This is a genomic window from Streptomyces sp. NBC_01546, from assembly GCF_045208355.1.
In the GTDB taxonomy this organism is placed as follows: domain Bacteria; phylum Actinomycetota; class Actinomycetes; order Streptomycetales; family Streptomycetaceae; genus Streptomyces.
In genome coordinates this window covers 7,592,854-7,614,092 of sequence record NZ_CP109379.1, presented here as the reverse complement: position 1 = coordinate 7,614,092, position 21,239 = coordinate 7,592,854, and the positions used below count along the sequence as shown (strand labels likewise).

Annotated in this window: 17 protein-coding genes and 1 pseudogene; 10 read left to right on the top strand and 8 right to left on the bottom strand. The window is 71.7% G+C overall.

The features are described 5' to 3' along the window. Positions 1-42: 42 nt before the first annotated feature. Together OHA89_RS34715 and OHA89_RS34710 are read left to right on the top strand one after the other, a co-directional pair. Positions 43-459, top strand: a complete 417-nt coding sequence (locus OHA89_RS34715; RefSeq protein WP_215142765.1) for a VOC family protein — start codon at positions 43-45, stop codon at positions 457-459. A 136-nt stretch (positions 460-595) separates the two neighbouring features. Beyond that, positions 596-3,001 (top strand): excinuclease ABC subunit UvrA, encoded by a 2,406-nt coding sequence (locus OHA89_RS34710; RefSeq protein ID WP_266611823.1) that lies wholly within the window; start codon positions 596-598, stop codon positions 2,999-3,001. Here the strand turns inward: OHA89_RS34710 and OHA89_RS34705 are convergent. Next, entirely contained in the window at positions 2,986-4,176 is a 1,191-nt protein-coding gene (locus tag OHA89_RS34705; RefSeq protein ID WP_266611821.1) for a winged helix DNA-binding domain-containing protein, read from the bottom strand. The two genes, OHA89_RS34710 and OHA89_RS34705, sit on opposite strands and share 16 nt — an antisense overlap. A 34-nt stretch (positions 4,177-4,210) precedes the next feature. Beyond that, the gene (locus OHA89_RS34700; RefSeq protein WP_215142759.1) at positions 4,211-4,576 is read right to left on the bottom strand and encodes a hypothetical protein; all 366 of its coding nucleotides are present in this window, start codon (positions 4,574-4,576) and stop codon (positions 4,211-4,213) included. Positions 4,577-4,674: 98 nt separating this feature from the next. Here OHA89_RS34700 and OHA89_RS34695 point away from each other — a divergent pair, with 98 nt between their 5' ends. Next, positions 4,675-7,161 (top strand): MDR family MFS transporter, encoded by a 2,487-nt coding sequence (locus OHA89_RS34695; protein WP_323186043.1) that lies wholly within the window; start codon positions 4,675-4,677, stop codon positions 7,159-7,161. Here OHA89_RS34695 and OHA89_RS34690 read toward each other — a convergent pair. Both OHA89_RS34690 and OHA89_RS34685 read right to left on the bottom strand, forming a co-directional pair. Beyond that, on the bottom strand, positions 7,115-8,365 hold the full coding sequence (locus tag OHA89_RS34690) for an anhydro-N-acetylmuramic acid kinase (RefSeq protein ID WP_266611818.1): 1,251 nt from the start codon (positions 8,363-8,365) through the stop codon (positions 7,115-7,117). The genes OHA89_RS34695 and OHA89_RS34690 overlap by 47 nt on opposite strands. After that, the gene (locus tag OHA89_RS34685; RefSeq protein ID WP_266612582.1) at positions 8,362-9,678 is read right to left on the bottom strand and encodes an MFS transporter; all 1,317 of its coding nucleotides are present in this window, start codon (positions 9,676-9,678) and stop codon (positions 8,362-8,364) included. Before OHA89_RS34685 ends, OHA89_RS34690 begins: the two co-directional genes overlap by 4 nt. A 193-nt stretch (positions 9,679-9,871) precedes the next feature. Here OHA89_RS34685 and OHA89_RS34680 point away from each other — a divergent pair, with 193 nt between their 5' ends. The 4 genes from OHA89_RS34680 (at position 9,872) to OHA89_RS34665 (ending at position 14,634) form a co-directional block, all read left to right on the top strand. Then, on the top strand, positions 9,872-10,294 hold the full coding sequence (locus tag OHA89_RS34680; protein ID WP_266611816.1) for a YjbQ family protein: 423 nt from the start codon (positions 9,872-9,874) through the stop codon (positions 10,292-10,294). Between the two features lie 78 nt (positions 10,295-10,372). Next, positions 10,373-11,584 carry a Shedu anti-phage system protein SduA domain-containing protein gene (locus tag OHA89_RS34675; RefSeq protein ID WP_406367873.1) on the top strand — a complete coding sequence of 404 codons (1,212 nt, stop codon included), beginning with the start codon at positions 10,373-10,375 and terminating at the stop codon, positions 11,582-11,584. A gap of 168 nt (positions 11,585-11,752) precedes the next feature. Beyond that, positions 11,753-13,156, top strand: a complete 1,404-nt coding sequence (locus tag OHA89_RS34670) for a hypothetical protein (RefSeq protein WP_266611814.1) — start codon at positions 11,753-11,755, stop codon at positions 13,154-13,156. Positions 13,157-13,302: 146 nt separating this feature from the next. Continuing rightward, on the top strand, positions 13,303-14,634 hold the full coding sequence (locus tag OHA89_RS34665) for an LCP family protein (protein ID WP_266611812.1): 1,332 nt from the start codon (positions 13,303-13,305) through the stop codon (positions 14,632-14,634). On the opposite strand, the gene OHA89_RS34660 is transcribed toward OHA89_RS34665, so the two are convergent. The 3 genes from OHA89_RS34660 to OHA89_RS34650 are packed head-to-tail and all read right to left on the bottom strand — an operon-like array spanning position 14,624 to position 16,274. Further along, entirely contained in the window at positions 14,624-15,595 is a 972-nt protein-coding gene (locus OHA89_RS34660) for an NAD(P)-dependent alcohol dehydrogenase (RefSeq protein ID WP_406367872.1), read from the bottom strand. The two genes, OHA89_RS34665 and OHA89_RS34660, sit on opposite strands and share 11 nt — an antisense overlap. After that, a complete protein-coding gene (locus OHA89_RS34655) occupies positions 15,592-15,852 on the bottom strand; it encodes a helix-turn-helix transcriptional regulator (protein WP_215142745.1) in 261 nt (86 codons plus the stop codon). The genes OHA89_RS34660 and OHA89_RS34655 overlap by 4 nt, the downstream gene beginning before the upstream one ends. Beyond that, a complete protein-coding gene (locus OHA89_RS34650) occupies positions 15,846-16,274 on the bottom strand; it encodes a hypothetical protein (RefSeq protein WP_266611809.1) in 429 nt (142 codons plus the stop codon). Before OHA89_RS34650 ends, OHA89_RS34655 begins: the two co-directional genes overlap by 7 nt. A gap of 115 nt (positions 16,275-16,389) precedes the next feature. On the opposite strand from OHA89_RS34650, the gene OHA89_RS34645 reads away from it, so the two are divergent. The 3 genes and pseudogenes from OHA89_RS34645 to OHA89_RS34635 all read left to right on the top strand — a co-directional run bounded on the left by OHA89_RS34645 (position 16,390) and on the right by OHA89_RS34635 (position 19,439). Next, positions 16,390-17,490 carry a M20 family metallopeptidase gene (locus OHA89_RS34645; protein ID WP_266611808.1) on the top strand — a complete coding sequence of 367 codons (1,101 nt, stop codon included), beginning with the start codon at positions 16,390-16,392 and terminating at the stop codon, positions 17,488-17,490. A gap of 186 nt (positions 17,491-17,676) precedes the next feature. Next, positions 17,677-18,339: pseudogene (locus OHA89_RS34640) on the top strand (serine/threonine-protein kinase); the annotation flags it as partial. A 782-nt stretch (positions 18,340-19,121) separates the two neighbouring features. Continuing rightward, positions 19,122-19,439 carry an RICIN domain-containing protein gene (locus tag OHA89_RS34635; protein ID WP_406368707.1) on the top strand — a complete coding sequence of 106 codons (318 nt, stop codon included), beginning with the start codon at positions 19,122-19,124 and terminating at the stop codon, positions 19,437-19,439. Between the two features lie 66 nt (positions 19,440-19,505). On the opposite strand, the gene OHA89_RS34630 is transcribed toward OHA89_RS34635, so the two are convergent. Next, positions 19,506-21,230 carry an acyl-CoA dehydrogenase family protein gene (locus OHA89_RS34630; protein WP_406367871.1) on the bottom strand — a complete coding sequence of 575 codons (1,725 nt, stop codon included), beginning with the start codon at positions 21,228-21,230 and terminating at the stop codon, positions 19,506-19,508. Positions 21,231-21,239: the final 9 nt, after the last annotated feature.

Below are 21,239 nucleotides of genomic sequence, written 5' to 3'. Positions count from 1 at the left end.
TCGGAGAAGCGCATTCCACCGCCACCTCGTAGCGTCGACGGCATGGACATCACACTCTCTCAGTGCTTCATCGCAGTCGACGACCACGACAAGGCCCTCGCCTTCTACCGCGACGCCCTCGGCCTCGAGGTGCGCAACGACGTCGGATACGAGGGGATGCGCTGGGTGACCATCGGGTCGCCCGCGCAGCCGGACGTGGAGATCGTCCTCGAGCCGCCGCTCGCCGACCCCAACGCCTCGGCGGCCGACCGCCAGGCCATGACGGACCTGCTGGCCAAGGGCCTGCTGCGCGGCGTGATCTTCTCCACCGACGACGTCGACGCCACCTTCGAAAAGGTGCGGGCCGCCGGCGGCGAGGTCCTGCAGGAACCGATCGACCAGCACTACGGCGTGCGCGACTGCGCCTTCCGCGACCCGTCCGGCAACATGATCCGCTTCGCCCAGCCCCGCAAGCGGTAGCCGCTGCCCGTTACGTCGTTGCCATGATCGCGCCGACGAAGTAGAACCGGACGTGCTGCTCGAACCCGGCCGGATCGAGCCAGGCGACACCGAAGGGGGCCGCGCGAGCGGCCCCCTCCCGACAGATGGAGACACGATGAGCAAGGTCACGAGGTCGGACACGCAGTCGCCTGCGCCGCACGATGCCGACAGCCACGATCTGATCCGCGTGCACGGCGCGCGCGAGAACAATCTCAAGGACGTCAGCATCGAGATCCCGAAGCGCCGGCTGACGGTGTTCACCGGCGTGTCGGGCTCGGGCAAGAGCTCGCTGGTGTTCGACACGATCGCCGCGGAGTCGCAGCGGCTGATCAACGAGACCTACAGCTCCTTCGTGCAGGGCTTCATGCCGAACCTGGCACGGCCCGAGGTCGACGTACTCGACGGACTGACGACCGTGATCAGCGTCGACCAGCAGCGGATGGGTGCCGACCCGCGCTCCACGGTCGGCACCGCCACCGACGCCAACGCGATGCTGCGCATCCTCTTCAGCCGGCTCGGCAAGCCGCACATCGGCCCGCCCAGCGCGTACTCCTTCAACACCGCCTCGGTCCGGGCGACCGGTGCGATCACCGTCGAGAAGGGCAACAAGAAGGCGGTGAGAGCGACCTACGAGCGCACCGGCGGCATGTGCACGCACTGCGAGGGCCGGGGCAAGGTCTCCGACATCGACCTCACCCAGCTCTACGACGACTCCAAGTCGCTCGCCGAAGGCGCGTTCACCATCCCCGGCTGGAAGTCGGACAGCCAGTGGACGGTGGGGCTCTACGCCCAGTCGGGCTTCCTCGACCCGAACAAGCCGATCCGCCGGTTCACCAAGCAGGAGATGCAGGACTTCCTCTACGGCGAGCCGACCAAGGTCAAGGTCAACGGCATCAACCTCACCTACGAAGGGCTGATCCCCAAGATCCAGAAGTCGTTCCTGTCCAAGGACAAGGAGGCGATGCAGCCGCACATCAGGGCGTTCGTGGAGCGGGCCGTCACCTTCACCACCTGCCCCGAGTGCGACGGCACCCGGCTCAGCGAGGGCGCCCGCACGTCGAAGATCAAGAAGATCAGCATCGCCGACGCCTGCGCGATGGAGATCCGCGACCTCGCCGAATGGGTCCGCGGCCTCAAGGAGCCGACGGTGGCGCCGCTGCTCACCGCGCTCCAGCAGACCCTCGACTCGTTCGTGGAGATCGGCCTCGGCTATCTCGCGCTGGAGCGGCCCGCGGGCACGCTGTCGGGCGGAGAGGCGCAGCGCGTCAAGATGATCCGCCACCTCGGCTCGGCCCTCACCGACATCACCTACGTCTTCGACGAGCCCACCATCGGCCTGCACCCCCATGACATCCAGCGCATGAACGACCTGCTGCTGCGGCTGCGGGACAAGGGCAACACCGTGCTCGTCGTGGAGCACAAGCCGGAGACGATCGCGATCGCCGACCACGTCGTCGACCTCGGCCCCGGCGCCGGAACGACGGGCGGCACCGTCTGCTTCGAGGGCACCGTCGAGGGACTGCGGGCCAGCGGGACCACCACCGGCCGCCACTACGACGACCGGTCCTCCCTCAAGGAGACGGTGCGCAAGTCCACCGGCGCGCTGGAGATCCGCGGCGCGACGGCGAACAACCTGCGCGACGTGGACGTCGACATCCCGCTCGGGGTGCTGACCGTCATCACCGGGGTCGCCGGCTCCGGCAAGAGCTCGCTCGTGCACGGCTCACTGCCACACCGGTCGGGGGCGCCCGGCGAGGGCGTGGTGTCGATCGACCAGAGCCCGATCCGCGGCTCCAGGCGCAGCAATCCGGCCACCTACACCGGGCTGCTCGACCCGATCCGCAAGGCGTTCGCCAAGGCCAACGGGGTGAAGCCGGCGCTGTTCAGCGCCAACTCCGAGGGCGCCTGCCCGACCTGCAACGGCGCCGGCGTCATCTACACCGACCTGGCGATCATGCAGGGCGTCGCCACCACCTGCGAGGACTGCGAGGGGAAGCGGTTCGACGCCTCGGTCCTGGAGTACCACCTCGGCGGCCGCGACATCAGCGAGGTGCTCGCGATGTCCGTGACGGAGGCCGAGGAGTTCTTCGGCAGCGGCGAAGCGCACACGCCGGCCGCGCACAAGATCCTCGACCGCCTCGCCGATGTGGGCCTCGGCTACCTCAGCCTCGGCCAGCCGCTCACCACGCTGTCCGGCGGCGAGCGGCAGCGGCTCAAGCTGGCCACCCACATGTCGGAGAAGGGCGGGGTCTACGTCCTCGACGAACCGACCACCGGCCTGCACCTCGCCGACGTGGAACACCTGCTCGGCCTGCTCGACCGGCTCGTCGACTCCGGCAAGTCGGTCGTCGTCATCGAGCACCACCAGGCGGTCATGGCGCACGCCGACTGGATCATCGACCTCGGCCCCGGCGCCGGCCACGACGGCGGCCTGATCGTCTTCGAGGGCACCCCCGCCGACCTCGTCGCCACCCGCCCCACCCTCACCGGCGAGCACCTCGCGGCCTACGTCGGCGCCTGACCGGCACCCCCGCGGACCCCGGCGGCTCGGTCGCCGCCGAGCAGCCGGGTCTCCGCGGCCGGGAGGCCCTTGGTCCACCAGTGGTCGTAGCGCCGGTAGGCCCTGGGGTCGCGGGAAGCGAGGAACGAGACGAGCGCTCCGGCCTCCGCGGCCAGTACCTCCCAGGTGTCCTCCGGCAGGGGGTGAAAGGCAGCGGCCTCGATCCCGCCGCCGACGGGGCGCCACACACCGGCGACGTGGCCGTCGACCAGCAGGGTGGGCAGTACGTCGCCGTTCACGCGGATCACGTGCTTGCGGTAGGCGGGCGGAATGACGCGGCTGCGGTCGGCGTAGGCCAGCAGGATGCTGTCCCACATGGCCATCAGCCGGGGTGGGGCGGGGGTGTCCTCCGTCGGCCGTGGTGCGCCGGGGAGGTCGTACAGCGCCGTGCCGTCCGGGCCTTCCAGCTGCTCGAGTCCGTCGCCGAGCGCGTGCACCGCCGCGCGGACCCGGGCCCGCTGGACCAGCGCGAACTGCGCCATGTCCGCCACCGACGCCGGCCCGAAGCCCTCCAGGTAGCGGCGGATCAGGATCTGCAGGCCGCCGGCCGCGGCGTCGGCATCGGCCAGGACCGGTCGCGCTCCCGCCGCGACGTACGAGGGCCGGGTCTCGAACGACCAGGACCCTCCCGTGGGCGCGTGCCACAGCGGCGCGTACTGCCGCAGCATCCGCTGGGCCGCCGACTCCATCGGTGCGCCGAGTCGTTCCCCGAGCCAGCCCCCGATCTCGGCGACGGTGCGGGGCTGGTCCGCGTACCCCAGCAGATCGCCGACCAGCACTCCGGCCTCATCGGCGCTGAGCCCGGATGCCGTGAAACGGGAGTCGCCGAGCCGGGAGCCGCGCAGGGTCGGTTCCATGGCCTCCCGGAAGTGCCGGTAGTCCTCGGCGTGGACCGCGTGCAGGGTGAGCCGCATCAGGGTCGCTTTGACCGTTCGGTGACCGCTCAGGGCCGCGTCGAGGCCCGCCGGGTCGAAGCCGCTCAGCCTGTTCCACAGCGCGACGTACGGTGAGGCGGGCTCCTGCGCCTGCAGGGCGACCACCCGGCGCACCGCGTCCGCGACGTCGAGGGACTCGCGGCCGAGCAGCAACTGTCGGGCGAGAGTCGCACGGTTGAGGGCCTGTCCGGTCATCTTCATGCCGGCATTCTCCCTTCACCGGCCAGACCTTGCCCTAGGAGTCCTCGTCGTAGGTCCCCGCCTCCACCTCGAGGGCGAGTTCCTGGAGGACCTCGAGCGAGGAGACGTCCGTACGACCGCTGTCGTGCGCCATGGCCAGGCTGGTGAAGGCCAGGCTGAACCCGGCGACCATCGTGTGCAGGGCCGGTCCGAGGGCCTCCGCGACCAGGCGCGCCACCTGCTGGGGGGAGGATTCGGCCGGCACGCTGATCGAGGGCAGCATCTCGTTCAGCAGCTGGGTGACCACCCCTGCTTCCGTTTCCGGGGTGTCGTCGTCCTCTCCTGCCACCACCGCTCGGCGGATCTCCTGGGCTTCGGTGAGGATTCCGATGACTCGCTTGATGACCTCTGCGCGTTCCATGTCCGGAGAGTAGCTCCGGCACGCGTTTGCGGAGGTGGAGCGCACACGATTCGCGTGATGACCCCACCCCTGTCGGATAGTTGGCCTACCTTTTTCCCGTGGACCAGTTGATCGCAGAAGACCCGACCCGCATCGGCCCGTACCGCCTGATCGCCCGGCTGGGCGCGGGCGGCATGGGCCTGGTCTATCTGGGTCGTTCCGAGGGCGGACGCACCGTGGCCGTAAAGGTCGTGCAGGCCGAGCACGCCGGGCACCCGGAGTTCCGCAGGCGCTTCGCCCGCGAAGTGGCCGCCGCCCGGCGGGTGGGCGGGAGTTGGACGGCGGACGTGCTCGACGCCGACCCCGAGGCGGCCGTGCCCTGGGTGGCCACCCAGTACATCCCGGGGCCGGACCTGCACACCGTGGTCGCCCAGGACTTCGGGCCGTTGCCCGAGCACTCGGTCCACACCCTCGCCAACCGGCTCGCCCTCGCCCTGCAGGCCGTACACGACGCGGGCCTGATCCATCGCGACCTGAAGCCGTCCAACGTCCTCGTCACCGTCGACGGCCCCCGCGTCATCGACTTCGGCATCGCGCGGGCGATGGACAGCCTCGCCGGGGACAGCCTGCACACCCGCACCGGCATGCTGATCGGCTCCCCCGGCTTCATGTCGCCGGAACAGGTCCGCGGCCTTGAACTCACCCCCGCCAGCGACGTCTTCTGCCTGGGCGCCGTCCTCGTCTACGCCGCCACCGGACGCCATCTGTTCGGCGCCACGGACACCGGTCTGAACGCCCACCTCTTCCGGGTCGCCGAGGAGGAGGCGGACCTGACCGGTGTACCGGAGACGCTGGTCGATCTCGTCCGCGCATGTCTGGACAAGGACCCGGCCAAGCGGCCCACCCCGCAGCAGGTGGCCGCGCGCACGGCACCGGATCAGGCCTCGGAGTGGCTGCCGGGTGCGGTGCTGGCGCAACTCGGCCGCCATGCCGCCCAGTTGCTGGACTACGCCCCCGCCGCACCCGCTGAAGCCCTCGCCGGGGCCCCCGCCGCACACCCGGACCCCCGCACCCCCTCCGCCCAGCCGCTGCCCCCGCCGCCCGCGTACGCGCCGACCGCCCCGGCGCACTTCGTGCCCGCGCAGGGCTTCGGGCCGCCCCCGTCCCCGGCCACCTTCCAGGACCCGGCGTCCCCGCACCCCAGGCGCTGGGGGAGCCTGGTGGTGATCGCCCTGACGCAGCTGCTGGTGCTGCTCGACGCGACGACCTTCAACATGGCGATCCCGATCGTCCAGGCCGAGCTCGACCTCCACGCCGACGACCTGAGCCCGGCGATCAGCGCCTACCTGGTTGCCTTCGCCGGGATGCTGCTGCTCGGCGGGCACATCGCCGACCTCGTGGGGGCCAAACGGACCCTGGTCATCGGCCTGGCCGGCTTCGCGGTGGCCTCCGCGCTCGGCGGCTCGGCCGGCGACCCCGCTCTGCTGATCGCGGCCCGCGCCCTGCAGGGCGCCTCTGCCGCCCTGCTCACACCGTCCGCACTGTCCCTGGTGGCCACCGGCTTCACCGACCCGAAGGAACGCGCCCGGGCCTTCGGGATCTACGCCGCGATCACCGCCGGCGGCGGGGCGCTCGGGCTGCTCACCGGCGGCTGGCTCTCCGAGACACTGAGCTGGCGCTGGACCCAGTACGCGTGCATCCCCTTCGCCGTGATCGCGCTGATCCTCGCCAACGCCCTGCTGCCCGACCGCCCGGGGCGCACCGGCGCCCGCTTCGACGGGCCCGGCGTGCTGCTCGGCTCGCTGGGACTCGCCGCCCTCGTCTATGGCCTCGGCGATGCCCAGCAGCGCGGCTGGACCACCCCCCTGACCCTGGTCCTGCTCGCGGCGGGCACCCTGCTGCTCGTGGCCTTCCTGTGGTGGCAGACCAGGACGTCCAGCCCCCTGCTTTCGCCGTACGTCCTCCAGGACCGCAACCGCGTCGGCTGCATCCTCGTGGTGCTCCTGGCCGGCATCGGCGTCCTCTCCCTGTTGCCCGTCCTGTCCTTCTATTTGCACTACGTACTCGGCTACGCCCCGGCCATGGCCGGGGTGCTGATCCTGCCCATGGTCGCGGCTGCCGTCATCGGCTCCACCCAGGTCTCCGCCCGCCTGCTGCACCGCACCGCGCCCCGGGTCCTGATCGTGTCGGGCCTGGTGATCACGGCTGTCGGGCTGCTGCTCCTGACGGGACTCGAGGCCGGCGGCGCCTACCCGATCCAGGTGCTGCCCGGCATGCTCCTCGCCGGCTTCGGCACCGGTCTGGCCTTCACTCCGGTCTTCGCCACCGCGACCGCCGCCATCGCCCCGCAGCACTCCGGCGCAGCCTCGGCCACCGTCATCACGGCCCAGCAGGTGGGCGAGGCGATCGGCACGGCGCTGCTCACGAGCTTCATGACCGCCCGCCTCGCCCATGCGTCACCGGATGATCAGGCCCAGGAGCTGCTGCGCGGCTACGCCGACGGCCTCTGGTGGGAGGTCGGCACCCTCCTGCTCGCGGGCCTGATCGCCGGCGTGATGGTCACCGCCAGGGCGCCTGAGCAGGCGAGGCGGCCGGTGGCGGGGTGACCGTCAGGGTGCGGGGCGCCTGCGTCAGCGGCGGGGGCAGACGGAGCGGCGTACGGCCCGGCGTGAGGCTGCCGAGGACCCGGGGGCCCGCCGCGCCCGTGCACTGCGGCACGGTGCCCGGCAGGCCGTGCAGGGTGAGGTAGCCCAGTACGGCGAAGGCGTACGCCTCCTTGGCGGCGCTGGGCAGCCCCACCGCGTCCGAGGTGCGCAGCCGTACCGCGGCACCGAGTTCCTGGCGAAGTGCGGCCATCAGGACGGGGTTGCGCGTGCCGCCGCCGGAGGCCAGCACCTCGGTGACCCCGAACGGGCGCAGCGCGTCGGCGACGGTGCGGGCGGTGAGCCGGGTGAGGGTGGCGAGGACGTCGGGGGTGGAGAGCGCCCCGACCGCGTCCAGGGCCGTACGCAGGTAGCCGGAGTGGAACAGCTCCCGGCCGGTGGTCTTGGGCGCGGGCAGCACGTAGTACGGCTCGGCGAGCAGGCGGTCGAGCAGCGGCCGGTGGACGGTGCCGCGGGCCGCCAGGCGGCCGTCGGTGTCGCGGTCGAGGCGCCCGGCGGTGAGGTGGCGGGCGGCGGCGTCGAGAAGGGCGTTGCCGGGCCCGGAGTCGAAGGCCGCCGGGGTGCCGTCCGGGGTGAGCACGGTGGCGTTGGCGATGCCGCCGACGTTCAGCGCGGCCGGTACGCCGGGGTGTCCGCGCAGCAGCATGCGGTCGATCAGGCCGACCAGAGGTGCGCCCTGGCCGCCGGCGGCGATGTCCCGGGTCCGGAAGCCGGAGACGACGGGGAGTCCGGTCGCCTCCGCGATCCACGCGGGTTCGCCGAGTTGCAGGGTCCCGTGGACGAGACCGCCGTCCGACCAGTGGAAGACGGTCTGGCCGTGGGAGGCGATCAGTTCGGCCCGGCCCGCGCAGAGTTCGCGATCGGCCCGGGCGGCGAGACGGGCGAACGACTGCCCGATCCGGGTGTCGAGGCGGCACACGTCGGCGAGGGTGGTGCGCCCGGGCGGGAGCGCTGCCGCGAGCGCGTGGCGCAGCTCGTCGTCGTACGGCTCGCTGACCATGCCGAGCGGGGTGAGGCGCAGTTCGGAGCCGTCACGCGTGATGCGGGCGGCCGCGGCGTCGACTGCGTCGCAGGAAGTGCCGGACATCAGGCCGATGACGGTGGTCTGCGCGGCTTGCGGTGCGGGCGGCGCGGCGTGGTGGGTCATCGCAGGGGCCTCAGGTGGTCGTCGGGGCGCAGGGTGAGCAGGGCGGGGACGGCCAGCGCGCAGGCGCCCGCCGCGTAGAGCGCGGGAATGTCCGGGTTCCCGGTGTGCCGTACGAGCGTGGTGACGATCAGGCCCGCGCATCCGGAGAAGACGGCGTTGGAGAGCGCGTAGGCCAGGCCCAGCCCGGTGCTGCGCACGCGCGTCGGGAACATCTCCGCGAGCAGGGCGGGGCCCGGCCCGGCCAGGAGTCCGATCATCGCGCCGGCCGCCGCCAGCAGTGCTGCCTTCGCCGCGACGGATGTGCCCGGGTCGCGCAGGAGGTGCAGGAGCGGTACGGCGGTCAGGACGACGAGGATGCTGCCGGTGAGCATGACGGTACGCCGGCCCACCCGGTCGCTGAGTGTTCCGGCGGGGAGGATCGCGACGGCGAATCCGAGGTTGGCGACGAAGGTGGCGGCCAGGGCCTGCTGGAAGGTGGTGCCGAGAGTGGCCTGGAGGTAGGAGGGCAGCACGACGAGGAAGGTGTAGCCGGCCGCGGACCAGCCCATGATGCGGCCGACGCCGAGGACGACGGCGCGCGCCGTGTCGGCGCGGCCTGGGGCGTCTGCCCGGCCTGTGAGGTCCGCCCGGCCCGGGACGTCCGCCCGGCCCGGGGGCCCCGCGGTCTCCGGCAGCCGCAGCCGCAACCACAGCGCGACGGCGCCCAGCGGCAGGGCGAGCAGGAAGGGGATGCGCCAGCCCCACGCGTACAGGTCGCTCTCGGAGAGCAGGGTCGCCAGGCCGACGGCGACGCCCGCGCCCGTGAGGAGCCCGAGGGCGACGGTGAACGACTGCCAGGCACCGTGGCGGCCGCGCCGGCCAGGCGGTGCGGTCTCGGTCAGGAGGCTCACGGCTCCGCCGAACTCGCCCCCGGCGGACAGTCCTTGGACGCTGCGCAGCAGGGTCAGCAGCCACGGTGCGACGGCGCCGGCGGTGGAGTACGCGGGCAGTACTCCGATCAGGGTGGTCGCGCCGGTCATCAGGGCGACGGCGAGGACGAGCGCGGGCCGGCGGCCCGCCCGGTCCGCGAGCCGTCCGAAGATCAGGGCGCCCAGCGGGCGGAAGAAGAAGGCGATGGCGAAGGCGGCATAGGTCGCGATGAGCGCCTCGGCACGGTCGCCACCGTCGGGGGTGAAGAAGCGGGCGGCGATGACGGTGGCGAAGGAGCCGTAGACGCCGAACTCGTACCACTCCACGAAGTTGCCGACGGACCCGGCGACGAGCGCGTGCCGGGCGGACGGCGGACGGACCGGCACGGGAGCCACGGCGGCCACGGGGGACGTCGCGGGCCGGCTCTGCGGGCGGGGGACGGGGCGAGCCACAGTGGCTGGCTGCCCGCACGGACGCCTGACGATGCGCGGCGCGGCCGGATTTCAGCGGATCGGCCGCACACCGGAGCCGCCCGCGACGCACCTCGCCCGGTGCGGCGGCCCCGGCGCGCACCCGTTGCCGCGAGACGATGGACGGATGGCAGACACCTTCACCAGCCGCACCATCGAGGTCGTCACCGGCGCGTCGGAGACCGTGCACGACCTGACCGCCGCCTGTACGGAGTTCCTGGGGGCGGCCGCCCGGGGTCGGGACGGCCTGCTCAACGTGTTCACCCCGCACGCGACGGCGGGGCTGGCCGTCATCGAGACGGGCGCCGGCAGCGACGAGGACCTGCTGGAGGCGCTCCGCACGCTGCTGCCCGCGGACGACCGCTGGCGGCACCGGCACGGCTCCCCCGGGCACGGCCGCGACCACGTACTGCCCGCGTTCGTGCCACCGCACATGACGCTGCCGGTGCTCGGCGGCGAGCTCGCGCTGGGGACCTGGCAGTCGGTGGTGCTGGTCGACACCAACCGGGACAACCCGCGGCGGCAGGTCCGGTTGTCGTTTCTGGGGTGATGGCGCGGTGGAGCGACGACTGCGGGGGTGAGGCCCGGCTGGACCGGCCTGTCAGACCCCTGAGTCAGAATCCTGCTCATGTCCACACGATCCGACATGGCTCTCGAGCTCCACCTCGGCAAGATCCTCTCTGCCGCAACGGCGGAGACCGTGCAGAGCGCGGTCATGGCTGCCCTGCGTCACGTACGGTCCGCCGCCGGCGGAAAGCGAAGGGGAGGAAAGCGGCTGACGGAACTTCTCGCCCGGGCGCGGACCTCGGCGGCAACAGCAGACGAATGGGAGATCGTAAGATCCCTGCAAGACGCCCTCCATTACACGGAAGGGCGACTCCTCAGGCCCGATTACGAGGAGAAGTACCGGTTGCACTACCGGGATCAGGGCCCGCGAGACAAGCTGGGGCTCGATTCCATCGCGAGGACCGTGGCCATGACCAACGAGTTCTGGTGCGGCGAAGCCGAGCAGTACCTGAGTGAACATCCTGGAGCTGTTCTCGCGGAGGTTCTGGAGCACGTGCGCAAGCTGGGCCAGGACGCCCGGTTCATGCAAGCCCCCGTGGATGATCCGGCGCGTTACCACATACCGCGCGGGATCGCCGAGCGTGCACTGTGGACGGAGCGCGTACTGAAGAACCGAGTTGAAGTCACGGATCCGGCGGAAGCTGCCCACCGCATCATGTCGTCTCCTGAGGCCCTCGCCGTCCTTGCAGCGGACGAAGACGGACGAACGGTCTTGCGTGCAGCAGAACTACAGCGCCGAGCGGCCCATCTCCGCGAGCTGCGCCGGGTGGCCGAAGACGCCACTGCGTCCGAACATGCTTTGCAGCGGGCGTTGAACGGGATGTACTGGGTGTTCGGCGGACGCTTCATCGGTGAGGCCCAGCAACGGAGGCTGGTACCCGGGGACGAAGTCGACATCCCGTTGATCCGTGGCGACGGCTCGCTTCAGATAGTCGAGCTGAAACAAGCCGCGGCGGTGAAGCTGGTGAAGGAACACCGGGGCTCCTGGGTGCCCAGGAGAGAGGTGAACGATGCCGTGGGCCAAGCCATCAACTACCTTGTCGGCTTGGATGAGAATCGAGAACGCATATCGATGGAGTTCGGCATCGACACCCGTCGCGCAAGCGCGATCATTCTCATCGGGCATCCGCTGAGTCAGCCGGAAGTCGACGAAAAGGAAATCAACGAGGCCCTGCGCATTCACACGTCGCACCTGAACCGGATCGAGGTACTCACTTACAAGGAGCTCATCGACAGTGCGGAAAGAGCCCTCGCGGCGGGTGACGTGATGTAGCCCGGCCCCGCCGCGCCGCCACCCCACGTGAATGAAGCCTCAACCATCTTGTGTCTCAGGCGAGTTGGCCGGATCTCAAGATGACTGCCACAGTGCGCCCATGGCATGATCAACCTTCACGTTACTTACGGGTAACGCCCCCCTCCCCCACACGAAGGTCACATCTCCGTGCGCACGCTCGCCAGACGCCTCCTGCTCCCCGGCCTGACCACCCTGGCGCTCGCCGCCACCGGCTGCTCCTCGCCCGCACACAACACCGGCGCGGCCGCACCGGGAAGCGCCGCCACCACCGCACCGGCCGCCGACGGCACACAGCAGCTCGACGTGACCGCCGCGCCGCAGGGATCGTCCGCGCCGACGGCCGTGGCCCGCACCGGCGGCGGCAAGGGCCGGCCCGAGAAGTCCTCGCTCCAGGTCGCCTCGTACGACAAGGCGAGCGGACGGGCCGTCATATCCACGGCAGCAGCCCAGAAGCCGACCGGTTCGCCCAGCCACTCCCCCGCACCCGACAAGCCCGTGGCGGTGGGCGACGTCATCGCCAGCGCACCGGCGCCCGGCGCCCCCGACGGCCTGCTCGCGAAGGTCACCGAGGTCGTCGGAAAGACCGACCGCGGCACCGAGGTGAAGACCGCCGCCACGACGCTGGCCTCCGTCCTCGACGACGACAAGGCCGACGGGAAGGTCCCGGTCGACCCGTCCTCGGTCACCGTCGAGCCGTTGATGAAGGGCGTCACCTTCTCCTGGGCGAAGAGCCAGGGCGCGCGGTTCGGGCCCCAGGGCGCGACGCTGCCCCTCGGCACCCTGCGGCTGGACGTGAACGCCGCGGTGGACACCGCCAAGGACGCCCCCGCCTCGGCCGGCGCCTCGGTGTCCGGCTTCGTCCAGCTCGCCCCCCGGGTGGAGTTCTCGTACGACGGCAGCTCGGGCGGCGCCTTCGGCCCGAAGTCCGCCTTCCTCGGCATGAGCGGCGACTGGTCCTCGCAGTGGGCGCTCAAGGGCCGCGCCGCCGCGAGCACCGGCGACGCGCCCAAGCGGATCCCGTTCGCCAAGCTGCACAGCACCCCCGTCATCCAGGTGGGCCCCGTGCCCGTCGTCGTCAACCTCGACCTGACCTGTTACGTCCAGGTGGAGGCGGACGGCCGCGTCACCGTCGACGTCCAGCAGGACGTCAAGGGCGACTTCCGGGTCGGCGGCAGTTACGCGTCGGGGCAGGGCTGGACTCCGGTCAGCACCTCGGCCGTGCAGAGCTCCCCTGTGAAGGCCGGCGTCACCGCCGCCGGGCGGGTCAAGGGCGCTCTCGGCGCCGAGGCTTCCGTCGGCCTGTACGGGGCCGTCGGCGTCAGCGCCGACTTCGCCCCCTACGTGCGCGGCGAGGCCGAGGTCAAGGCGACCGCGTCCACCGACGGCAAGAGCGCGGTGAACGGATCCTGGGCGCTGTACGGCGGCTTCGATCTGAGCGGACAACTCCACTTCGAGCTGTCCCTGTTCGGCACGCCGGTCTTCCAGCACCGCATCCCGCTGGGCACCCTCAACCGCGAGTGGCCGCTCGCGAGCGGCCGCGCAGGGCAGTAGCAAGCCAGTAGCCGGCCAGCAGTCGGCCAACAGCCGGGCGCCGCTTCCACTACGCCAATGAGGCGGCGGCTCCCGGCGCGTAGCCCCGTCGCTCGCACATCGACCCACTACTGTCCGTTTCGTTAGCGATTCGGACGATTTTGGGGATGTGCGTGCGTCGTCTCACTGTTGCTCTCACCCTGCTGGCAACCCTCGGCTCCGGCACCCTCCTGGGCCCGCAGGCCGTCTCGGCCGACCGGGAGGGTCCGGGCCGGGGTACGAACATCCTCGTCGTGGGCGTCGACAGCCGCGCCGGCCTCTCCGCCGCCGAGAAACGCCGGCTCCACGTGGGCGGCGAGGGGTGCAACTGCACCGACGTGATGATGCTCGTGCACCTGTCGCAGGACCAGCGCCGCGCGAGTGTCGTGTCCATCCCGCGTGACTCCTACGTCGAGTACGCACGCCCCGCCGGCGACACCGGCCCCGCCCGGTGGGGAAAGATCAACGGCGCGTACAAGATCGGCGGCGGCCCGCTCACGGTGCGCACCGTCGAGAAGGCGACCGGCCTGCACGTCGACCACTTCCTGGAGACCGGCTTCACCGGCTTCGAGCAGGCCGTCGACAACCTCGGCGGCGCGACCGTGTGTACGGACAGGCCGCTCCAGGACGAGAACTCCGGCCTCGACATCCCCTCGGGTGTCCACCACACCGACGGCAACGGCACGCTGCGCTACGTCCGGGCCCGGCACGTCAACCAGCGGCCCGGAGACCTCGGCCGCGTCCGCCGCCAGCAGCGCGTGGTCACCGACCTCCTGGCCCGCCTCACCGCCGAGGGCGCCCTGGACGGACCCGTCAACACGGCGCGCACCGCCCGGGCCTTGCTGAAGTCCGTACGCACCGGCGAGGGCACCGGCCTGTCCGACCTGATCCGGATCGGCTGGGCACTCGGCCGTCTGCGCACGGACCGCACCGAGTTCGCGACCGTCCCTATCCGCCTCTTCGACCACCGGGTACCCGGCGTGGGCTCCACCCTGGTGTGGGACGAGCCCCGATCCGCGGCGCTGTGGGACGCTCTCGGCGCGGACCGCTCCATCACCGGGGACACGCGCATCCAGCCCGTCCCGGAAACACCGGTCTCGAGCAACCCGGCGAACATCGCGGTCCGTGTGGACGACGACACCGTGGCCGCGGCCCTGCGCGCGACCGGCTTCGCCGTCACCGCCACGCAGTCCGCACCGCCGGTACGTCCCGCCGGTCCGCCGGTCATCAGCCATCCCCCCGGGCGGGAGGAGGACGCCGCAACCCTCGCGGCCGCCCTGCCCGGCGCCCGCTTGCGGCCCGACCCGAAGCTGGACAACGTCTTCGGCGTCAGCGTCGCCACCCGGCCCGTCCTGGTCAAGACGGTCACCTACGACCGCAACACCGTCGACGGCGCCCCCGTCACCGCCGACCGCCTCAGCTGCGCCGGAGCGCCCGCACGCATGCCCGTCACAGGCTGATCGCGATCTTGCCCCGTGCGTGACCGGACCTCAGGCGGCGTACCGCGTCGGGGACTTCGGCCAGCGGGTACGTACGGTCGAGGGCCGGGGTCAGCGAGCCGGACTCGATGAGCTCCCCGAGGGCGCGCAGGTCCTCGGGGTTCGGGGTGGAGGCGAGTCCCCGCAACTGCTGGCGGACGAAGGGCGACAGCAGCAGGGCCCACAACTGGCGGTGGTAGCCGCCGAGCCAGCGGCCGTCGGTCTCGCCGCCGACCATGACCAGGGTCCCGCGCGGGGTCAGGGCCCGGCGGAGCCGGTGCAGGGGTCGGTTGCCCGCGATGTCGAGGACGAGGTCGTAGCGGTGGACGCCGTCGGTGGGGTCCTCGCGGGCGTAGTCGACGACCTCGTCGGCGCCGAGGGACCGGACCAGGTCCGCCTTGGAGGCGCTGCACACCCCGGTGACGTGAGCGGCCCCCAGGGCCTTGGCCAGTTGTACGGCGTAGGTGCCCACCCCGCCCGAGGCCCCGATCACCAGGACCCGCCCCCCGGGCTTCAGCCGGCCGGCGCGCAGGGCCTGGAGGGCGGTGCACCCGGAGATCGTGACGACCGCCGCCTGTTCGGGCGTGAGCCGGGCCGGACGGGGAGCCAGCTCTTCCTCCTTGGCGCACGCGTACTGCGCGAAGGAGCCGGTGCAGGTGCCGTACACCTCGTCGCCGGGCCGGAAGCGGGTGACGTCCGGGCCGACGGCCTCCACACGGCCCGCGACGTCCAGACCCCTCACGCGCTGCTTGGGTGCCCGCAGGCCGAAGCCCGCCGCGCGGATCGCGTAGGGCATGCCCGCCATCAGGTGCCAGACACCCTGGTCGACGCCGGCCGCCCGTACGCGCAGCAGCACCTCGCCCCGGCCGGGCACGGGCTGGTCGATCTCGTCGAGGCGCAGGACGTCGGGTGTTCCGTAGACGTCGTGGACGATGGCTCTCATGAGGTGTCTCCCTCTGTGCCGGTGTGGTCCGAGCTGCCCGGTTGGGCCGAGTACTGGAAGACGCTGTCGAGGGGAACGCCGAACACCCGGGCGATCTGGAAGGCCATCTCCAGCGACGGCGAGTAGCGGCCCTGTTCGATGGCGATGACGGTCTGCCGGCTCACTCCGATGCGGCGGGCGAGCTCGGCCTGGGTCATCTCGCCGTGGGCGAAGCGCTGGGCCCTGATGGTGTTGGTGACCCTCGTCGCCTTCACCACGGGTGGAAACCGAACCGGTAGGAGATGACCTTGACCGCCGAGCCGAGCACCGACGACAGGACGAAGGCCAGGTAGATGCAATTGGCGATCCAGAACGGAGCGGCCTCGGCCATCGCCAGGACCAGGCCGGCCACCGCGCCGATCACGACCAGCGACTGTCCCACGTACTCACCGAAGCGGTGGATCTCGCGGTCACGCTGGTCCTTGACGTTCGCCTCCCGCGGCGAGAACGCGGCGATCACGATGTGGGCGGAGATCGAGGCGGCGATCGCCAGGCCGACGCTCCACAACAGGGCTTCCACGTAAGGCGCCCGGGTCAGCGGCACCGCCGCGGGGCGGCTCAGTACCACCCACAGATACGCGGCGTACGACGCGACCGCGACCACCAGCATGCTCCAGGCACGTTTCTCCTCGACTGTCACTTCCCGCTCCCACTCCCCCATGTCAAGAAAACCAGACACTCGGAGTGTCAAGCAGTCTCGACATCGTGTCAAGGATTCTTTACCTCGGAGTCGGACGACCACTAACCTGTGCGACATGACGATGCACAAGACCGCACACGTGAGCGTTGACGCGATGATCGAGGACCTCAGGACACTCGTCGAGACCGAGTCCCCATCGCGCGATCTCGACGCCTTGACGGCATCGGCCAAGGTGGTCGCCGCGGTCATCGAGAGCCGCCTCGGCGGGCAGGCCGTCCTCGTCGAGAGCGAAGCCGGGCCGCACGTGCACTGGTCGGGGGGCGGCGATCCCAAGGTGCTGATCCTCGGTCACCACGACACGGTCTTCCCGCTCGGCACCCTTGAACGCCGCCCGTTCCTGGTCGAGGACGGGCACGCGACCGGCCCCGGGGTCTTCGACATGCTCGGCGGTCTGGTCCAGGCCGTTCACGGCCTGGCGACGCTCGAAGACCGGTCGGGCGTCGAGATTCTGATGACCGCCGACGAGGAGGTCGGCTCCCGCTCCTCCCGAGCTCTCCTCGAGGAACGAGCCCTTGCCTGCGGCGCGGTACTCGTGCTCGAGGGCGCCGCTGACGGCGGAGCCCTGAAGACCGGCCGCAAGGGCTGCGGCACGTTCCAGGTTTCCATCGCGGGCCGGGCGTCGCACGCGGGCCTGGAGCCCACGGCCGGGGTCAACGCCCTGATCGAAGCAGCGCACCAGGTATTGGACATCGCGGCGCTCGGGCGACCGGAAATCGGCACGACCGTCACCCCGACCGTCGCGTCCGCGGGAACCCTGGACAACGTCGTCCCCGCCGAGGCGACCGTCGTCGTCGACGTACGGGTCGAGTCGGCCCACGAGACGGAACGCATCGAATCCGCGTTCGCCGCACTGGCTCCGCATCTCGACGAGGCGCGGATCGCGGTGGAGGGAGCCGTCAGCCGGCCCCCGATGCCCGAATCGGCGGCGGCCGAACTCTTCGCCGTGGCGCAGCAGCTGCTTCCCGGCCTCGAGGGCAAGGCGGTCGGCGGCGGCAGCGACGGCAACTTCACGGCCGCGCTGGGGGTGCCCACGCTCGACGGCCTCGGAGCGGTCGGGGGCGGCGCCCACGCGGACCACGAGTACCTGGTGGTCGAGGCGATGACCGAGCGGGCGAACCTCGTCGCGGGACTGGTGGAGGCGATCCGGCACCGGTAAGTCCGCCTGCACCTCGGCGTGTTGCCGAGGTGGCTCATCAGGTAGATTTATTTCTAGAAACTGATTCCAATTTCTAGCGGGGCTGACGTGTTAGAGCTGAGGGGGAGCGGAGCCGAGCCGCTGGAGGCGGGCGATCCGCCCCGGATCGGGTCGATTGCGCTGGCGGGCCGGCTGGGGGCCGGCGGCATGGGGCGGGTGTACCTCGGGGTCCAGGAGGGCCGGTACGTCGCCGTCAAGCAACTGCTCGCCTCCGTCGTCGGCGAGGACGAGGACTTCGTGCGCCGTTTCGGGCACGAGTTGGACAACCTCGCCCGGCTGCCCGCGGAGGCCACCGCGCCGCTGCTCGCCAGCGACCGGACCGCAAGGCCCCCGTGGTTCGCCACCGCGTACATCCCCGGCCTCACCCTGAAGGAGGCCATCGGCCTGCACGGCGGCCCGCTGCCCGCACACGCACTGTGGTTGCTGCTGCGGGAGGCGGCGGCGGGTCTGGCGGCGGTGCACGGGCTGGACATGGTGCACCGGGACCTCAAGCCGTCCAACGTCATGCTGACCCTCGACGGTCTCACCCTCATCGACTTCGGTGTCGCCCGGGCGGCCGAACAGAGCCAGCTGACCAGGACCGGCATGGTCGTGGGCACCCCCGCCTACATGGCGCCCGAACAGGCTTCGGGGAAACGGCGGTTGAGCGGCGCCACCGACGTGTTCGCGCTGGGCTCGGTGCTCGCGTACGCGGCGTGCGGCCAGCCGCCCTTCGGCGACGAGTCGGGGCACGGCGTGCTGTACCGCATCGTCCACGAAGAGCCCGACCTGGGGCCGTTGCGGGAGCTGGAACCGGAACTCGCCGAACTCGTCGCGGCCTGCCTCGACAAGGACCCCGAGGGCCGGCCCACCGCCGCCGAACTCCTCGAACGCGCTGCCCGGCACGGCCCGTTCGGCACACCGCTGTGGCCGGCGGCCGTCACCGAGCGCCTGACCGAGCGGGCCGCCTTCGCCGCGGACGTGCAGGAGATCGACGAGCCGACACTCCCGCTCACGGGCACGAAGCCGGAACCGGAGGAGGACCCCGGCCCGGAACCCGCGGCCGAGTCCCGTCCGGAACGTCCCGAGCCGGCCGAACGGCCCGAGCGGCGTGAGCGGCCCGAACGCCGCCGCCGTACCCGCGTCCTGCTCGCCGTCGTCCCCGTCGTCGTGGTCGCGGGCGGTACGACGCTCGCCATCCAGAACCTCCCGTACGCGTCCTCGCCGCGGACCGGCGCACAGGGAACGCCGAGCGCGCCGGTCTCGGCGCCCGCCGACCCTACGGCGTCGACGACGGGCGGCAGCCCGTCGGGCGCGGCGTCACCCGCACCGTCCCCGGGCCAGGAGCAGGCCGCGGGGGACGGCAAGGACCAGGGACAGGGCGGGACGGCCGGCCCCCGGCCGCGGGCGCGGGGGCTGCTGCCGGGCCCGGCCCCGGCGGCGGGAGCGGCGGCGGTACCCAGACCGGCTCGGGAGGCCCCGGAAGCTCCGCCAACGCGGGCGGCGCCGGCAGCCCGCGCCCCTCCGGAGGCGGGACGTCCACGGCCCCCACGGCGCCGGCGCCCCCCGCTTCCGGCACCTACCGCTACCGCAACGGCAACAACGGCGAGTGCATCACCCAGGTCTACGGCTCTTCGGACCACGGTGACTGCTCGGACTCGACCGCCCGGTGGACCGTACAGAGCAGGTCCGACGGCAGTTTCAAGCTCGTCAACAAGCAGACCGGCGGGTGCCTGTACGCCAATATGCTCGGCCAGGCCGTCTTCGTCGGCGACTGCTCCTCGGGCACGAGCCTCCTGTGGCGTACGGGGTCGGACGGCAGCCTGCGGAACGACTACAGCGGCGGCTGCCTCGACCTGGGCATGGCCAGCGGCCTGGTGACGAACACCTGCGGTGGGCAGGCGTCCCAGCGCTGGACGAAGCAGCCCTGACCCGTCTGCCCGTCACCGCGGACGGCTCCCGTCGCCGGGAGCCGTCCGTACGGGCGCCACGCCTCGTTACGGCGCCATCTCGTACGCCCCGGCCAGCGCCTCCACGCGCGCCCAGACCCGCGCCGAGCGGTCGGCGTCGACGACCGGGCGCCGGACGGCGCCGAGGGCCCAGTCCTGCTGGTCCGCGGTGGCGGAGTCCTTGCCGTGCAGCTCGACCGCGTGCGCGGAGAAGTCCCGCACGAGGACGCCGAACAGTTCGTCGAGCACGTCCTCGTCCAGACCGGTCAGGCGGGCCTGCTCCAGGATCAGCTGGCCGTGCACGACCAGGGCGAACAGCTGGCCCACGGCCAGGAGGAGATCGAGGTCGCGGCTCTGCTCCTCGTCGGGTGCGGCGGTCGTGACGAACGCGCACAGGGCGTCGGCCTGCTCACGGAAGCGGGCGACATTGGGCACGGCGGCGTACGCGTCGTAGGCGGGGCGCCAGTCGTGGAAGCGTACGGAGCCCAGACCGCGGGCCGGCCCCTGGCGGAAGAGGAACGCGTCGTCGGCGGCGTCGAGGCGGGTCGGCACGGGTGCGTACTCGGCCGGTTCCAGCAGGTGGTTGCGCATGAACTTGAGGATCAGCGCCAGGTTGACGTGGACCGTGCCCTCCAGCTTGGGCAGACCGCGGATCTCGACGGCCGCCTGGGCGAAGTAGGTGTCCTTCTCGAAGCCCTTGGCCGCGATGACGTCCCACATCAGGTCGATGACCTTCTCGCCCTCGGTGGTCACCTTCATCTTGGTCATCGGGTTGAACAGCAGGTAGCGGCGGTCGTCGGGGCCGGCGGAGCGGAAGTAGTCGACGGCGCGGTCGCTGAACAGCTTCATCCCGACGAGGCGGACGTAGGCGTCGGCCAGCTCGCGGCGCACGTGCGGGAAGGCGGTGACGGGGCGCCCGTAGAGGATGCGGTTCTGCGCGTGGGTGACGGCCTCGTACATCGCGTGCTCGCAGATGCCGATCGAGGCGGTGCAGAGGTTGAACTTGCCGACGTTGACGGTGTTGAGGGCGGCGTCGAAGGCGGCGCGGCCGGTGTGCAGGACGTCGTCGGCGCCGACCGGGTAGTCGACGAGACGGAACTCGCTGACGTACTTGGAGGAGTCGACGACGTTCTTCACGAGCTGGTACGCCGGGTGGCGGCTGTCGGCGGCGAAGAAGACGTAGCCGTCGGGGCCCTCGACGTCGGTGCGGCGGCCGAAGACGGAGACGAGACCGGCGGCGTTGCCGTTGCCGATGTAGTACTTGGATCCGCCGGCCCGGAAACCGCCTTCGCCGTCCGGCTCCAGCAGCATGTCGGTGGAGTAGATGTCGGCGCCGTGGGTCTTCTCGGACAGGCCGAAGGCGAACACCTCGCCCTCGCCGAGGAGCTGCGCCGCGCGGCCGCGGGCGACGGCGTTGTCGCTCTGCCAGACCGGGCCGAGACCCAGGATGGTGACCTGCCACGCGTACCAGTAGTCCAGGCCGTAGAAGCCGAAGATCTCGTTGAGGGCGGCGATCCGTGCCGTGTCCCAGCGCTTGTCCGGTTCGTCCTGGCCGGCGGCGGAGGCCGGGGTCAGGAAGGTCGCGAACAGGTCCTCCTTGGCGGCGAACGCCAGGAAGTCGCCGAGCCAGGCGCGGGAGCGGTAGTCCTCGATGAGCCTGCGCTTGCCGCGGCCCTCGAACCAGTCGACGGTGGCGCGCAGCAGCCTGCGGGTCTCGGGGTCGAAGTGCGCGGGGTCGTAGGTGCGCGGGTTGAACAGCAGCGGGTCGGTCATGGAGGTCCG

Coding starts and splice junctions, on each gene's coding strand:
- OHA89_RS34660 (WP_406367872.1), bottom strand. CDS start 15,595: ATGAGAGCCATCGTCCACGACGTCTACGGAACACCCGACGTCCTGCGC.
- OHA89_RS34690 (WP_266611818.1), bottom strand. CDS start 8,365: ATGACCCACCACGCCGCGCCGCCCGCACCGCAAGCCGCGCAGACCACC.
- OHA89_RS34680 (WP_266611816.1), top strand. CDS start 9,872: ATGGCAGACACCTTCACCAGCCGCACCATCGAGGTCGTCACCGGCGCG.
- OHA89_RS34630 (WP_406367871.1), bottom strand. CDS start 21,230: ATGACCGACCCGCTGCTGTTCAACCCGCGCACCTACGACCCCGCGCAC.
- OHA89_RS34705 (WP_266611821.1), bottom strand. CDS start 4,176: ATGAAGATGACCGGACAGGCCCTCAACCGTGCGACTCTCGCCCGACAG.
- OHA89_RS34700 (WP_215142759.1), bottom strand. CDS start 4,576: ATGGAACGCGCAGAGGTCATCAAGCGAGTCATCGGAATCCTCACCGAA.
- OHA89_RS34675 (WP_406367873.1), top strand. CDS start 10,373: ATGTCCACACGATCCGACATGGCTCTCGAGCTCCACCTCGGCAAGATC.
- OHA89_RS34715 (WP_215142765.1), top strand. CDS start 43: ATGGACATCACACTCTCTCAGTGCTTCATCGCAGTCGACGACCACGAC.
- OHA89_RS34645 (WP_266611808.1), top strand. CDS start 16,390: ATGACGATGCACAAGACCGCACACGTGAGCGTTGACGCGATGATCGAG.
- OHA89_RS34665 (WP_266611812.1), top strand. CDS start 13,303: ATGTGCGTGCGTCGTCTCACTGTTGCTCTCACCCTGCTGGCAACCCTC.
- OHA89_RS34710 (WP_266611823.1), top strand. CDS start 596: ATGAGCAAGGTCACGAGGTCGGACACGCAGTCGCCTGCGCCGCACGAT.